Genomic DNA, 15533 nt, shown 5'->3' on the forward strand with positions numbered 1-15533 from the left:
CAGTGCAAAAATGCGGCGCGGAATATAACAAAACTGAGCGTTAAAAACTAGGCGATATTTTCAAATGAAGAAAAGTCTGGCGTTGTAGCTTGGTGCTTATCTTTCCCATATTTCTCGTCATCGGCGTCGCCTTGAGAAGATATAACATCGTAAAGTAACGTATTATCTTCTTTTATGGCGTTGTCATACTGCTTTTTCAATCGTTTCTGGGTAGCTAGGCTGCAGTTGTCTACAACGTCATCGGGGATGCGCTTTGCGTCATCGGTTTGAGCTAACGGCGCGGGTTTCATACTAAGAAAAAGGCGTGCACTTTCATAGTCAGTAGCGATTAAATTTGAGTGCACATGCATGTCTGTCCACTCATTTTCGCTGACCGACAATGACGGTCGCCTATAGTGATTTAACGCCGCAAGTTGCGCTTCTATACTATTTTGGGTCTTAGCGTTTGACGTTGCCGCTTCAATTTCAAACGGCTCAGCTACGCTATGTTGCTGCATTGCAAGGTATAACGAGAACAATGCCCCCTGCGATGACGCTCGAGCAAGTACACCACTTCGCTCCCAGTAAATACTGGGGTCTAGTGTTGTTTGTTCATTTGCTGAGGCTAAATCTGGCGACATATGTACACAATGCTGTTGTTGTATACGTATGTTGTCGGCAAGATAATGTTTTTCTTAAGCTTATTTTCTAAAGTTAGATATACTTCTACTAACTGATAGCGGGTTTATTCACGGATTCGAAATGCAATTTGGCAACAAACAAGTACTGATTGTTGAGGACCAACGTCCTTTCCTTCTTCTTTTGAAAGGGCTAATGCATTCAATGGGGGCGTCTGATGTCGTCACTAAATCTTCTGCTGAACAGGCGGTATCGCTGTGTAAAAAGCACAAATTTGATATTGTCATTTGTGACTTACACTTGGGCGCTGATACCAAAAATGGCTATGAACTCATAGAAGAGCTGCGCACGCGAAGGCTTATTAACCCCACCTCAGTATTTATTCTTATCAGTGCTGATAGTGCTCGACCGGTTGTGCTTGGCAGTATTGAACGCCGCCCAGACGATTTTCTAATAAAGCCCTTCTCACAAGTACAGTTAAAGTCTCGCATTGTTCGTGCATGGCAAAAACGACAATTTCTTCAGCAAGCGTTCAACTTAATAGAGCAAGATGAATACAATAGCGCCGTAGATCATATTGAGACTCTTTTAGAAAACCCCCAGCACTACAAAGGACACTGCGAACAACTGCTAGTTGAACTCTATTGGCGCATCTCTCAACCTCAAAAAGCTCTAGATGTATTAAAAGAGTATATCGAAGGTAGACCTGTACTATGGGCACAAATAGCAATAGGTAGAACCTACTTGCTGTTGAACGATTATGAAAAAGCGATATCCATTGCCAAGAAAACGTTAAAACGCAACCGATTCAATGCTGATGCTCATGATATTCTTGCGCAGGCACACCACGCCTTGGAAGCGGGTGAAAAAGCCCTTGATGCGATTAAGGAAGCTATCAAGCTGTCGCCCTTTTCATTACCTCGTCATTTTAAGGCTTGTGAAATTGGTCGGGAAAATGACGATTTAGTACTAGCAGCCAACTCTAGCCAAGCAATTTGGAACCTATCAAAACGCACTGTACATAAAGCAAGTTTACATTGGTGCACAATGATACGTAGTTTACTTGATGTCGCTGAATCTGCTGATGACAAAAGCCAGCGCAATAAGTATCAGCAAGAAGCCTTACTCACATTACAGCGGGGTAAGTTTGATGAGCACCTGTATAAAATCGACAGGGAGTTCGATGTAGAAATTTTTGGCAATATTGTAAATGCAAGGATAAGCGCGATTGATGGGAAGCTGATTGATGCAAAGCGTCATCTCAATACATCGCAAATACAGCTTGATGACAAATACGCAGAAGTACCTACAGCGTTCATTCCAGATAGTATTAACGTTATGTATAAACTGGGAGAGTTCGACGACGCGCTGCAGCTGAATTCTCTACTTTCATCGAGAGGTGAAGAACTCGACCAAAATAGTTCTTACATGCTAAAGACACAAGCGCAAAAAGCACAAAAAAGCCTTGCTAGTTATCAGCAGTTTAACCGTGAAGGCATTCAACACTACCAGCAACAAGACTTTGAACGTGCTAAAGCCTCGTTTGCCCTAGCTCAGGGTTTCGCACCTGTTAATACAGGTGTTGCACTTAACCTGCTTCAATGTCTTCTTCAAATAGCCATAAAAGAAGATAAGGCAGAAATGAAGTTAATAAACGAATGTAAGCGTTTATTTAAGCTTATTGATGACATGACGCTCAAAGCACCGTACAAAGAAAAGTACGAAAATATTCGAGATGAACTTTCTAAGTATATTGGCTTTTGAAATCCAGTGACATATTAGTTCTTTTAAAAGCAAACCTACCTTTATTACCACTGGTAATTCATGCCCACAAACCCATGCATCTATGCCATATCCTGCTAAGGCTAATATTAAATCTTACCCTTCTGTCGCCGTGATCAATTGTACTGTATATATATACATGCTATAACGCAATACCACGTAGCCTATGCCCAAAAAAATTCCCGTATCCATGATTTGGTGAAAAATACTAGGCTGCTTGAATGTAATTGGTTAAAGGAAGTAAACATCGGCGATGTATGACAGACTGATACAAAAACTTGAAATTCTTTCCGATGCGGCCAAGTACGACGCGTCTTGCGCGAGTGGTTCAGCAGGTAAACGACAAGCTGGAAAAACCGAAAAGACCGGTATAGGTTCGCTTACCGGTGGCTCGGGAATATGCCATAGCTTCACACCTGATGGAAGGTGTGTTTCGCTGCTTAAGATCCTTATGACAAACTACTGTATTTATGATTGCCATTATTGCATTAATAGGGTTTCAAGCAATGTTCAACGGGCGCGGTTCACCGTTAAAGAAACGGTAGATTTAACCCTAAATTTTTATAAGCGCAATTACATTGAGGGTTTGTTTCTAAGCTCTGGAATTGTGGGCTCGCCCGATATCACCATGGAAAGCATGGTACGTATTGCAAAGTCGCTACGTCTTGATCACGGATTTAAGGGATATATCCACCTTAAAACTATCCCGAACGCGTCGCCAGAATTACAAGCAGAAGCAGGGCTTTATGCTGACAGACTTAGTATTAATGTGGAAATGCCTACACAGTCTTCGTTAAACAAGTATGCACCAGAGAAAGATCTTGGCGATATTCACGGTTCGATGAATACGTTAAAAGAAAAAATTGCAGAACATAAAGTTGACAAGACATATTCGGGTAAGCGCCCTCCCCGTTTCGCCCCAGGCGGGCAGTCTACGCAAATGATTATAGGTGCCGATGGGTCAAACGATAAAACCATTTTAGGTACAAGCGTAAAGCTCTACAGCGATCAAAAACTTCGTCGCGTGTATTACTCTGCATTTTCCCCTATTCCTGATGCTTCGGAAGTTTTACCGCTGAAACCTGCGCCATTGATACGAGAGCACCGGCTGTATCAAGCAGATTGGCTCTTGCGTTTCTATGGTTTTGGCTTAGATGAAATCTTACAAGACGACATGTTAGATATGGACTATGACCCGAAGCTTGCATGGGCACTACGTAACCGTCATCTGTTTCCTATCGATTTAAACAAAGCTGACAAGCAGATGCTGCTGCGCGTTCCCGGTCTTGGAGCGCGAACGGTACAAAAGATTTTATCTATAAGGCGTAATACAAAGCTTAACTGGATCGACCTTACTAAAATGCGGCTACCTCTTAAAAAGTTGAAGCCTTTTATCAGTGTTGGAGATTACTTCCCTGATATCCATTTACTCGACAGTAATAATTTCGAGCTTCAGTTTAAACAGCCTAAACAGTTTGAGTTGTTTAGCGCTTGAGTGGGTTGTTAATGCTGCTAGGTTCAGCCGTAGTCTAAAAGGTAGCTTTATATGAAGACCATTACCATTACTTCAGTACCTGGCTTTGATGAATGGCGGGAAGCCTCGCGAGAGTGCATTGCTGAGCGTATCTCCCCTGAACATATTATTTGGCAGAGCGCTCATTCAGTACAAGACGATCTGTTCGGTAGTGGTGCTGAGCCATACGAAAGCAAAAGGCCGCGAAGCAACCTTAGTATTCCTAAATCTACGGTAATGCTTTTAAAGTACGCCCTGTGCCATAACGATGATAACCGATTTGCGCTTTGTTACCGGATATTGTGGCGTGTCGTTTATGAAAATAAGCAACTCATTCAAATGAAAACTGACGACGATGTTATCCAGCTTTTCGCCATGGCGAAAGCAGTAAAACGTGATGCGTACAAAATGAGTGCCTTCCTGAGGTTCAGAGAAATAAACCTAGAGGGGCAAGAGCATTATGTCGCCTGGTATGAACCCGAGCATTTCAGTTTAGAGGTAAAGCTTAACTTCTTCCAAACCCGATTTAAGAATATGCGGTGGTCTATTTTAACGCCCTATCGTGCAGCTCATTGGGATACCGAAACCCTAGTAATAGAAGATAATCCCGATTCAAGCGTTGTGCCCGATGATGACCGCATTGAAAAATACTGGCTCACCTATTACGCCAACATATTTAATCCTGCACGCATCAAAACAGGTGCGATGTTAAATCAGATGCCTAAGAAATATTGGAAAAATATGCCAGAGACATCGCTAATAGACGATATGATCAAGCAATCAGACGCCCGTGCTAGAAAGATGATCAGCGATGGCAATAAGCTCAGTGGTAACAAAAATTAGCCAATATAAACGAACTAATATTACGGGGCTAAGGCTAATACAACTGAGCTGATACAACAGAGCTTAGCCCGTTAACTGTGGGCCAAGCTTAGATTATACGTTGGTTTAACTGTGGTCTATCGTTGGCGCTGTAAGAACCAACTTAGTCTCTAAAGTTCTCTACAGTATCAATCAGGTCATCTATATTTTCGATAAGGGTCTTTCGTTGCTTGTCAGTTAGGGTGGAAAAAAGCTCGGATATCAACGTAGCACTAACGGTCATATTATGGGCGCTACTTTGCTTGTAAATGTCACTTTTATAGGTATCTGGGTTTTGCATTAGGTCAACCAGTTCCGCCTCGAAATTATCGTTAAACTTACGAGTTACAAATAGCTTTCGTGCCGCATTTTGTATGGTTCTGCGATAGGTTAGCCACTCCCCCCCTGTGGAAATGAATTGCGTAGAGTACGTGGCCACTATTTGCTTTTGTTCGCTAGTTAGCTTTCCTATGCGTTCACTTATAGTCTCCTCTATGCGCTCAATACGATCTTCTAACCGCTCTTCTTCAGACTTTTCTAGCGACTCTTTGCGCTCCTCTTCTTCCTCTTTGTTATCTTTCTCAAGCGCGGCAAAAAGCGTAACGACTTGCTCGTCGTCGAGCGTTTTTGCTATTTCAGCTAATTCAGGGCTAACTTCATCACGCACTCTTTCCCAATGCGTTCTTGCGTTTGCGAGATGCTCAAAGACAGTATCTGAATCTAAGCGCCCTTCTTTAATTTGACGTTTAATATCGGTGAGTTGAGCCTGGTAACGTTTAAGCTCAGAGGTTTTGTGCCAGCGTAGCCAGTTTTGAAGATAGTCATCAAATTTTTCTTCTTGTGCATCTTTAAGCTCAATATAATCGTCCATGTACCAGTAAACCCACCAATCCAAGTTATTGTAGGCCAGTTTGGAACTGCATGAAGCAAGAAAGATCACAGAAATAAATACTAACAGTACACGCATAACTCATCCTTTTTTGTTAACTACGTTATTTGCTGTAAATTCGCTTATTTATAACTTCAATTAAATAGCAGACGTAAATAGTGAAGCGCTTACGACATTGTGCTGCTTTATTCTTTTCAGTTACTTAAAATCTTTACAACACACATGCGCACTTTACGTATTCACACCTTAACGTTACCTTAACTGTAATGCAGGTACAAAGAAGGACTTTAATGTGTCAAAACGTGTCGCAATTTTAACCTCTGGTGGCGACGCACCAGGTATGAACGCATGTATACGTGCTGCTATTATTGCGTGCCAGAAAGCTAATCATACGCTGATTGGCTATAAGCATGGTTATAATGGACTGTTGCAACAAGAGTATATTCCCCTATCGCTTGACACTACTCACAACTTGATCCAACAAGGCGGTACCATTTTGCACAGTGCAAGGTGCAAAGAGCTTAAGAGCCATGAAGGAATTAAAAAAGCAGCTAACAATTTGATGAAGGCAGAAGTTGATACGCTTATTGTGATTGGCGGCGACGGGTCATTTCGTGGTGCAGCGGAATTAGGGAAAGAATGGGACGGCCAAATTTTAGGAATTCCCGGCACGATAGATAACGACATTAACGGCACAGACGCAACCATCGGCTATTTTACCGCTATAGACACTGCGATGAGTTCTATCGATAAAGTTCGAGATACTGCAGATGCATTCGAACGTATTTTTCTTATAGAAGTCATGGGTCGAAACGCAGGCTTTTTAGCATTGAATGCTGCTCTCTCTTCTGCGGCTGACTATGTCGTGGTACCGGAATTTTTCGAATCTGCTGACAAAGAAATAGAAAAGCTTGTTGCCCAAATAAAAGCCCAGCGTGCGTTAAAAGGGCCAGTTAGTTTCATCGTCGTTGTTGCTGAAAACGTATGGCCAAATGGCTTACTTGGCCTTACTGAGGCATTACAGAGCCACGATATTTGTGACGTCAGGCCGGTAACCTTAGGCCATGTTCAGCGTGGTGGTTCGCCTGTTGCCCAAGACAGGTTGCTCGCAACGACGCTCGGAGAATTCGCTATAAGTCTAGTCGGTAGCGACATTACTAACATTATGGTGGGTGAAGTAAATCAACGCCCTGTTACTGTCCCCCTTCATAAAACGTGGGAAAATACCAAACCTCTAAACCAGGCCCGTGTTGACGCTATGCGTACGCTTATGAACGAGCGATACAGTGATAAATAAATCGATGGTTAGAGGCTGTAACTAAACAATTAGAAACTTAATAGTTACTCTACAGCACAAACAAAAAAGGCGTTGTCTATTTTTAAACAACGCCTTGTAGATTTTACCGCTTAAGCTAGATTACATTTTCATAGCCGCTTTGACTTTATCACGATGACTGCGACTCACCTTAAGTTCTGTATCGTTTTGAAGTATTAAGTGGTACTCGCCACTGATATGACTGACTAGCTTTTTAACAAAACGAATATTTGCTATGGCGGAACGGTGCACGCGAACGAAAAATTGCGGGTTTAGTTCTTGTTCAAGCTCTTTCATGGTTTTACGCATTATATGCATGCCATCAAGCGCGTGTACGCACATATAATCCCCTGCTGCATCAATCCATTGAATGTCTTGTACATTTACACGGGTTACTTCTGAACCATCCTTAATTGCTAAAACATCAGGGTAAGGGTTGGTCTCAACCGGCTCTCCGCTAGCTAATTTACGTAGAATTTCCTCGCAATCATCACCGGTTAGTTCAGCCACTAGGCTCACCAACTTTTGAGACTGCTCATCTTGATGTTGTGTTGAGAAGTATTCACGAACCTTATCTAACGCGGCGCCAAGACGCTCATCGTCCGCTGGCTTTAACAGATAGTCTAGCGCGTGTATGTCAAAAGCTTTAATCGCATAGTTGTCGTAGGCAGTTACGAAAACAATCATTGGAATTGGCTGCTTTAATTCACGAAGCTTGTGAATAACTTGAAAGCCATTTAAACCCGGCATTTGAATGTCTAAAAACACTAAGTCTGGACGATGCTGAGAAATACTGCTCACCGCTTCAAGACCGTTCTGACATTCTGCAAGAACCTGTACATCATCATGACGTTCCAACCTAGCACGAAGGCCTCTGCGTGCTAAAGGTTCGTCGTCCACTACAATGGTTTTAATCACTTGCTTTGTCATGTTATACGTCCTTAACTTCATACGGTATACGAATTCTAACCCGCACACCGGAAGGCTGATTGTGTTCTATAGAGAATGCAAAATTACGATGATAAAGGGACTGCAAACGCTCTTTTATATTGGCTAAGCCCACACCGTTTTCACGGCTAAGGTTGCCATCTTTGATATCTGCACCTGGGCCGTTATCAGCGACGTCCATCAATAAATCATTACCAAACGTACGTGCCGTTATGGAAATACGACCACCATTTTCCATCTTAGATATGGCATGCTTTATTGAATTTTCAATAATTGGCTGCAAGATCATACTAGGTACGAGAGCACATTCGCAGCCTTCATCAATATCCCACTGTACATCCAACCTATCATCAAAACGCACTTTTTCTATTTCAAGATAAAGCCTTAACGCCTTAGTCTCTTGACCTAATGGGACGCGTTTTATCGGGTCATTGTCTAGCGAGTAGCGAAGGAAATCACTTAAGCGCGAAACCATTGCCTCCGCTGTATCATTTTCTTTCAAGAGAATAAGGGTAGAAATAGCGTTCAGCGTATTAAAAAGAAAATGCGGATTAAGCTGGTAGCGAAGCATTTTGATGTGCGCCTGGTGGGCCATGGTGCTGGCTTTTAGCGCATTTTGCTTCTCTTTTTGCAGCATCTGAAAGTTTTTAATGCCGAAGTAAACGCCACTCCAACAGCCAACCATTATCAGTGAGTTAATGGTGTTGGTGAAATACATATACCATTCGTCTGGCCGATAACCGTGTTTATATATTTCCCAGTAGTTAATATTTTTTACTACTGCCCACAATAACGCTATTAGATAACACGACACTATCACTATTGTGATCATGTTTAGCGGCGATTGTTTCCTTGCCCAACGATAAACGTATCGCAGTGGAATGGTTAACAACCACCCTGCATAGGCGTTTAGCATGATTATAAAAACCCAAATGGGCCTTACATCATGAAGAAACGAACCGATGTAATAAATTATCGCAAACCCTGCCCAGCCGGCGCTGTGCAACGTCCAAAATAACCGTTCATTACTTTCTATTACACGCTGAAAGCGACTCACAATATTACCAATTTAAAAACTAATATGAAGATTATACGCCAGCCCAGCTGTGACCCAAGCGGCTTGGTCGTACACCTTATGCCTCTGGTCGCAGGGCAAATGTTTGAAATTAAGTATTTTTCAAGAGAACATCGCTTATATTAGTAGCTTATATTCATTCTCTTAAGCCAGTGAACCCACCACCAGGCGGGGCCAACTAACAGAAAGCGCATATCCTCGAAGAACGATGGTTTTTTACCTTCTATATGATGCCCAATAAACTGCAATACCCACATGACAACAAACAAAACTAAGGAGAATAACCATACTGAGATATTAAAGTGCTCTAACGCATTAACGGCGCCAAAGCATAATATGGTGAGCAGTGTCATTGCTGCACCTATTGGCCCAGACAACATGAAGTAATAATAAAGCACGGGGAGTGCAATAATGTGTGCCCAGGTTATATCAAACTGGGCAATAAAATCCGGTACCGGCAAGCTCCAAAGCAAGCCAATAGAAACGAAGTAAATACTTGGTACGGCGATAGCGTGAATGATAACGTTCGTTTTGTTTTGATGGCTTTCGCCATACTGCATTAAAAGCCGCTCAATGCTTCTCATACCTGCCCCCTAGCCTGTTTTTAATAATTATCTAAATCGCCCCTAAAACATCTTTAACAAACAATTAGGTCAACAATGTATGTCGGGACAACAGCGTTTTTATTAGTTTTTCATCACAGGTAAAGGCGAGCCCATAATAAACCATATCGCTTTCATGCTTATGGTTTTTAACCCTTGCTGTAAGAGCTACTTCTTTACCGTCTAACGAATAGTTTAGCCGAACTTCGGCTTCATCAAGCATTACAGGCCAATTTGGCTTAACCTGAAGTGCAACTTTGCATCCTTTCTCACTTAAATCAATGATTATACCTGTCACATTTTCATCGTCTGGATACACTTCAGACTCCAATGTTACAGATACACCCAATTGCGCGCGCTTTACCGCACGAAGCCCTATACTTTCGATGCGTTTTGGAAACGTTGTGATAAGTAAACCTGAAGGCTTAGCGAGCAACTTTAACACTTTTACTTTAAAGGCAATAACTTGGCCAGTATCGCCTTCGAGTACGGAACGAACGACAACCTCGTTACCTACAGTGAGTGCATCGCGAACGGTAATCCACTTAGCCGCGGTGGGGATATGAAAAAGCAAGCACTCATCTGTAAGCATGCCTACGTAGTCTGTTTTTACACGCTTCGGCGCAGCAGGCATCGCAATTTGTAAGTCGACGACATCGCCAGGTACTAGCGTTCGCAACGATTCCAAATTATCTTCGCTCAGTAAGTCGCTTTGAATTTTGTCAGCCATTTGTACTTGTTATTGCTGGATTTAATGTAAGTTCGTCCAATTTACGCATCAAATCAAAACTTATCAACACTATGATGGTAAACCGACTTCTATAAGCGTAAAAATCTACAGGGTGGTTCCTAATCTATTGGGATTAACCTAATAGGTTGATATAGTTAAGGTATAGTATTTTTACCCTTTTGGACGTCTATGCCTTCTGCTCTTCACTATACGTTAACTATTTCAAATTGGCGTGCACACCAATTCACTGTTGCGCTACACATTCCTGAACATAACGATTCATCGCTAACACTTACTCTTCCAAGCTGGATCCCAGGAAGCTACATGGTTCGCGACTTTGCGAAAAGCATAGTTAGGTTAAGTGCTACGGCAAGTGCCAGCCACATAGAGAATGCTAGCGGCGAAAAGACCAATCGTATTCCCGTAACTAAGCTCGATAAACAATCGTGGCGTGTTGAAACTGATGGGAAGCCATGCACAGTAAACTACACGGTTTATGCCAATGACTTGTCAATTCGCTCTGCCTTCATGAACGATCAGTACGCATTTATAAATGGTACGAGTGCGTTTTTACGCGTTTCCGGTTTTGAGCAATCAGCCTGCGAACTAGACATTGAACTCGATGATAGTGACCCATCTACCGCAAATTGGAAGGCTTACACCTCTATGCCAATTCGCAGAGAAAGTACGAGTTCGAAGCGCTGGCATTATGCCGAAAAGAATTACGATGAACTCATCGACCACCCTATTTACGTTGGTATTGCAGACACCCACAGCTTCGACGTAGACGGTATTACTTTTACGTTGCTTTTCTCTGGAAACAACAATATCGATTACCCGCGCATAGCTAGAGACCTCACACCTATTTGCAAGCATCACTTGGATTTGTTTGGTGCTCCACAACCCATAAATAATTATCTGTTTATGACTTTGCTTGCCGATAACGGCTTTGGTGGTTTAGAGCATAAGCACTCAACCGCCCTTCTTTATCCACGTTTTGATTTGCCACAGATTGGTGAAGGTGAAAACAAAACTGACAGCTACATAACTTTCTTAAGCTTGTGTAGCCATGAATTCTTTCATACATGGCATGTGAAGCGCATCAAACCTGAGGTGATGGTTAAACCTGATTTATCTCAGGAAACCTACACCAATCAGCTTTGGATTTATGAAGGCTTTACAAGCTTTTACGATGACGTAACCCTAGCAAGAGCTGGTGTTATTGAGCCTCAAAAATACCTAGATATTGTGGCTCAAAATATCAGTCGACTGTTACAAAACGCTGGGCGCTTCAAACAAAGTGCAGCTGAAAGTAGCTTTGACGCTTGGACAAAGTTTTACAAGCAGGATGCGAGCGCTACCAACAACATCGTCAGTTATTACACTAAGGGCGGCATTATTGCCCTTGGTCTAGATTTGCTGCTTCGCGAAAGATCAAACAACAAAGTAAGCTTAGACAACGTAATGCAACTGCTGTGGAAGCACTATGGTATTGACGAGTGTGGCACACCCGATAACGTGATTCAGTCGTTGTGCGATACCCATTTTAGCATTGATGTTTCAGACTATTTAGACCGTGTTGTTTATGGCACAGACGATGTTGAATTAGCTTCACTGGTTTCTTGTATGGGCGTTAACTTCAGCACCCGTGCACGTGTGTCACCTGAAGATAAAGGCGGGTTATCACAGAATCCTCCAATCAAGAACCAGCTTGGCGCTACGTTAAAAGCCGCAACGTTTGGACTTTCGGTAGTTCAGGTATTTGAAGGTCTTGCCGCGATAAAGGCAGGTATTCTTCTTAACGATGTGATAATTGCTCTAGACGGCCATATTGTTAATGCTCAAAAGCTACAACGCTTATTGGATAACGCGCAGACATCGACGGTAGACATAACGCTTATCCGCGATGGGCGACTTTTAACGTTGCCTCTTGAAGTCACTCGGGCTAGACAAGAAATGGCATACTTTGAAATTACCGATGAAGAGAAATTTAATCAGTGGTTAGGTAAATAAGGCAACGCAAAATTACTTAAAAGATCACTAAAAAAAAGACTAAAAAGGCGCCTTCGGGTTCTACCTGAAAGCGCCTTTTCTTTACTGCTTTAACCACCGATATCTATAGGGATTTACTGTTCGGGGGAACCAGAGATTACCGTCTGCGGATCTAATCGAGTTTTCCCTAAGTTAATGCGCCAGTCTAAATGCGGGCCGGTGGAGCGGCCAGTTGATCCAATCGTACCGATTTGTTCACCTTGCTTAACGGTATCACCCACCTCAACTGTAAAACTATCCATATGTAAAAACGTTGAAAAAACACGCATACCGTGATCTAGAATTAAGGTGTTACCTGAATAATAGAGATCATCTGCCATGGTAACCACACCATCCACAGGCGCATATACGGGAGTGCCTGTTTTGTTAGCGATATCTACGCCGTAATGCGGCCATTTCGGCACACCATTTAATATGCGTTGGCTGCCATACACACCCGATATTCTACCTTTAGCTGGCCACTCAAAACGGGTGAACAACGCGTCTAAATCGCTATTTCCGCTGCGCGCTTTGCCAACGTTGACGTTATCTCGCTTTATCCGTGCAGTTACCTCAGCAGGCGGCGTAACCATTTTCTGCTCTAAACCATCAATGCGCTGAATATTGTACTCGCGCTTTTCAAGGGTAATGTCGCGCTTCCACGTTTTACCATTATCTAGCGTAACTATTAAACGTTGCTGAAGAGGTGCTTCTCTTTCAAAACCCACAACAAATTTGCCGTCCTTGTTTGTCTGCACTGGCTCGCCATTAAGAGTGACCGTAGCGTCTACTGGTGCCTGACCACGTAACAAGGCGCCTTGGGTAAATTTACCATTTAGCGAAACTTCAATCGGGTTTTTATCTTGGGCTGGGTCAGACGATATTTCAGTATCATCATTCGTAGCGATTGCCGCAGTCGCAACAGGGCTTATGATAGGGCTTGTGATAACAACACCCATTGCAAAAATACACGTTAATGCACTTGTCCCCCTTTTACCCAACGCTTTTTTTATCACGCTGATTATGGGGTTAGTTAACGCGTCTTTAGTATGTGTGGTAGCCATATTATGCCCTGTCCTTTACTGCTTTCTGCCAACGCTAGCCTTTAACCGTAGCGCCTTTACCCACGCCTTCATAGGCAATTACTTGGCAAACTCCATCAGGCGTGCGCTTCTTTTGTTCTTCAAGAAGATACTGAGCTAAACACTCAACCGTCGAGTCGGTCTCGATGACTTCACAATCTGATTTAGGAATAAGTAGTTCAAAATAACCCTGTGAAGATTCATAAGCAAAACAGTAGTAGTCTTCAGCATTTGATACTTCACCTTTAAGCTTTCTGTCGCTATAGGCTATTTCATCTTCACGGGTTGCTATATAAATGTCTGCCCAACGGTCTGCCCAATATTGCTGACTTTCCGTGCTCACTTTACCGTCAAGGATAATATCAATGCGAGAACGGTGTCCATGAGCTATGCGCTGACAGTTACCATCGTGCTTCTTAAGTCCATGAGTGTAGTGATAGAACGGTGAGTTGATAATTTCTTCGCGCAAATGCAGCGTTATGTTTTCAACGTTTTCAGGAAGGTGCGTTGCTAGCACTTCTTTTAAGTAAACGCCGACAGACTCCATGTTTATTTCATCTGAATAAACGAATGCATAGGCTTCCGCTGGACAATGTAACATGATGCTACGCCCATCGGTGCAGGTAAAGCGGGTCTCTACCTGTTCAGTAACGTCATCGTGAATAACCTCTGAACCGCTATATTCCGCGGGTACTAAAAGCTTATGATCGACATATTCGTCAATAAGTCGCTTTAGGTTCTTTTTCACGTGACCGAAGTCTTGGACCATGCTCTCTTCATTAAGCTCACCGTCCAAAATCACATCGACAATCCAGCTTTCACCTACCATGCCGCGCTTTGGGCAAAGGTAAGAGAAGTCCATTACTGTCAAATCATTTACAAATAATTGCATAACACCCTTGAATCGAGTTGATATTCTATTAACTAGTATACGTTTTTTATCTACGCTTCGCAGCGACTAGTCCATTGAAGATTGGCGATTAAGCTGATCTTTTAAATTAGGTGGAATTCCACGAATAGTTAGTGTATCGGTAGCCGGGTCATAAAACACTCTGTCGCCCATTAGCTTACGTTCAAAACTTAGCGATACCCCGCCACCCTGACCGGTAAACTTTGCAAGCTGTTTTAACGCTGCTGGATCGGGCTGAATTTCTTTCTCAAGTGGTGCTTCCATAGACTGAGTAAAGGCAGAAAAGTTGCTGCTGGTTTCCTCGTTTTGAGGAAGTCGGTTTGCCAGTTCATCCACCGACAGACTTTCACCCGCATCAATCTTTTCTTTGAAGTACGACTTAACTTCTTCTCTATGTTGATGCTGCTCTTGCGGATCTAAAGACTCACTAGCTAGGTACGCATCCACCGTAGAAATTAACTGCTTGTTCTGTTGCTTAACATCAACTAACTCTTCACAGCCCACAAACTGCATGAAGAAATCAGATACCTTGCGACCCATTCTACCTTTTATGAAGCTAACGTAACGCTGCTGCTCTGGCTGGATGTCCCACTGGGTTAAATCAAAACGCACGGCCAGCTGCATTTTAGCTAAATCTAAATGTTCCCGGGCAGACAGGTCTAATGAATTAGTCACCTCAACATGTGAACGAGTATTGAGTAACGCTATCATTAAATACTGGGTGGCTAGATATTCATATTGGCAGAATATAAGAAAGCCAGTTTCTACCGTACCTGTATCAGCTAAAGTACGTACTAAGCGGTTTGTCGCCGATACAGAAAACCCGTGAAACGCGTCTTCTACGTTGTCACCCGCTGCTTTTTGAATATCCATGTACTGCCTGAGGCCTTCGGCGAACTCAGCCACATTTTCGGTGCTTTTTTGTGTAGTTGCTTCACCTTCTTCGTTTTCCACTTTTGCTTCGCGAGTAACTTCTGTTACGAAATGCCCTACGCCTTTTCCGGGTTTAGCATTGAAGCTATGGTTTATTTGATGGGCTAAAAGCTCAATTTCCGGCGTTACTGCCAAGCAGTTATCACGGGGAATTGCTTCAATTTTCTCTTCTTTGTTTACAATCAAGCGATGTACAACAAAGTGATGAATCAGTGCACTCATAGAGTATCTGGTGTCCTGTTGC

14 protein-coding genes are annotated in these 15533 nt (G+C 42.8%); 5 read left to right on the plus strand and 9 right to left on the minus strand.

Annotation, left to right across the window (positions count from 1 at the left end; translation table 11 throughout):
* Nucleotides 1-47: 47 nt before the first annotated feature.
* On the minus strand, nucleotides 48-620 hold the full coding sequence (locus ACXACS_RS11815) for a VC2046/SO_2500 family protein (protein ID WP_474806778.1): 573 nt from the start codon (nucleotides 618-620) through the stop codon (nucleotides 48-50).
* 121 nt (nucleotides 621-741) lie between these two features.
* On the opposite strand from ACXACS_RS11815, the gene ACXACS_RS11820 reads away from it, so the two are divergent.
* The 3 genes from ACXACS_RS11820 (at nucleotide 742) to ACXACS_RS11830 (ending at nucleotide 4756) form a co-directional block, all read left to right on the plus strand.
* Entirely contained in the window at nucleotides 742-2382 is a 1641-nt protein-coding gene (locus tag ACXACS_RS11820; RefSeq protein ID WP_474806780.1) for a response regulator, read from the plus strand.
* A gap of 271 nt (nucleotides 2383-2653) precedes the next feature.
* On the plus strand, nucleotides 2654-3895 hold the full coding sequence (locus tag ACXACS_RS11825) for a putative DNA modification/repair radical SAM protein (protein ID WP_474806782.1): 1242 nt from the start codon (nucleotides 2654-2656) through the stop codon (nucleotides 3893-3895).
* Between the two features lie 51 nt (nucleotides 3896-3946).
* Nucleotides 3947-4756 (plus strand): TIGR03915 family putative DNA repair protein, encoded by an 810-nt coding sequence (locus ACXACS_RS11830; RefSeq protein WP_474806784.1) that lies wholly within the window; start codon nucleotides 3947-3949, stop codon nucleotides 4754-4756.
* Nucleotides 4757-4898: 142 nt separating this feature from the next.
* Here ACXACS_RS11830 and ACXACS_RS11835 read toward each other — a convergent pair whose 3' ends face one another.
* A complete protein-coding gene (locus tag ACXACS_RS11835) occupies nucleotides 4899-5741 on the minus strand; it encodes a DUF6279 family lipoprotein (protein ID WP_474806786.1) in 843 nt (280 codons plus the stop codon).
* 214 nt (nucleotides 5742-5955) lie between these two features.
* Here ACXACS_RS11835 and ACXACS_RS11840 point away from each other — a divergent pair, with 214 nt between their 5' ends.
* Nucleotides 5956-6960 carry an ATP-dependent 6-phosphofructokinase gene (locus ACXACS_RS11840; protein WP_474806788.1) on the plus strand — a complete coding sequence of 335 codons (1005 nt, stop codon included), beginning with the start codon at nucleotides 5956-5958 and terminating at the stop codon, nucleotides 6958-6960.
* A gap of 120 nt (nucleotides 6961-7080) precedes the next feature.
* Here the strand turns inward: ACXACS_RS11840 and ACXACS_RS11845 are convergent, their stop codons facing one another.
* The 4 genes from ACXACS_RS11845 to ACXACS_RS11860 all read right to left on the minus strand — a co-directional run bounded on the left by ACXACS_RS11845 (nucleotide 7081) and on the right by ACXACS_RS11860 (nucleotide 10333).
* Nucleotides 7081-7908 (minus strand): LytR/AlgR family response regulator transcription factor, encoded by an 828-nt coding sequence (locus ACXACS_RS11845; RefSeq protein WP_179983431.1) that lies wholly within the window; start codon nucleotides 7906-7908, stop codon nucleotides 7081-7083.
* Nucleotide 7909: 1 nt separating this feature from the next.
* Nucleotides 7910-8983, minus strand: a complete 1074-nt coding sequence (locus tag ACXACS_RS11850; protein ID WP_474806790.1) for a sensor histidine kinase — start codon at nucleotides 8981-8983, stop codon at nucleotides 7910-7912.
* 140 nt (nucleotides 8984-9123) lie between these two features.
* Entirely contained in the window at nucleotides 9124-9585 is a 462-nt protein-coding gene (locus ACXACS_RS11855) for an Mpo1 family 2-hydroxy fatty acid dioxygenase (RefSeq protein WP_474806791.1), read from the minus strand.
* A gap of 64 nt (nucleotides 9586-9649) precedes the next feature.
* The gene (locus ACXACS_RS11860; RefSeq protein ID WP_474806793.1) at nucleotides 9650-10333 is read right to left on the minus strand and encodes a PilZ domain-containing protein; all 684 of its coding nucleotides are present in this window, start codon (nucleotides 10331-10333) and stop codon (nucleotides 9650-9652) included.
* Between the two features lie 189 nt (nucleotides 10334-10522).
* Here ACXACS_RS11860 and ACXACS_RS11865 point away from each other — a divergent pair, with 189 nt between their 5' ends.
* Complete coding sequence (locus ACXACS_RS11865; protein ID WP_474806794.1) at nucleotides 10523-12346, plus strand: M61 family metallopeptidase; 1824 nt, start codon at nucleotides 10523-10525, stop codon at nucleotides 12344-12346.
* A 113-nt stretch (nucleotides 12347-12459) separates the two neighbouring features.
* On the opposite strand, the gene ACXACS_RS11870 is transcribed toward ACXACS_RS11865, so the two are convergent.
* From ACXACS_RS11870 to yejK, 3 genes are all read right to left on the minus strand, one after another.
* On the minus strand, nucleotides 12460-13323 hold the full coding sequence (locus tag ACXACS_RS11870) for a M23 family metallopeptidase (protein WP_474809258.1): 864 nt from the start codon (nucleotides 13321-13323) through the stop codon (nucleotides 12460-12462).
* Between the two features lie 139 nt (nucleotides 13324-13462).
* Nucleotides 13463-14338, minus strand: coding sequence for a 6-carboxytetrahydropterin synthase (locus tag ACXACS_RS11875; RefSeq protein WP_474806796.1), 876 nt, complete (start codon nucleotides 14336-14338; stop codon nucleotides 13463-13465).
* A gap of 66 nt (nucleotides 14339-14404) precedes the next feature.
* Complete coding sequence (yejK, locus tag ACXACS_RS11880) at nucleotides 14405-15511, minus strand: nucleoid-associated protein YejK (RefSeq protein ID WP_474806798.1); 1107 nt, start codon at nucleotides 15509-15511, stop codon at nucleotides 14405-14407.
* Between the last annotated feature and the right edge of the window lie 22 nt (nucleotides 15512-15533).

The sequence above is a fragment of the Alteromonas sp. AWM4_230 genome, assembly GCF_056158305.1.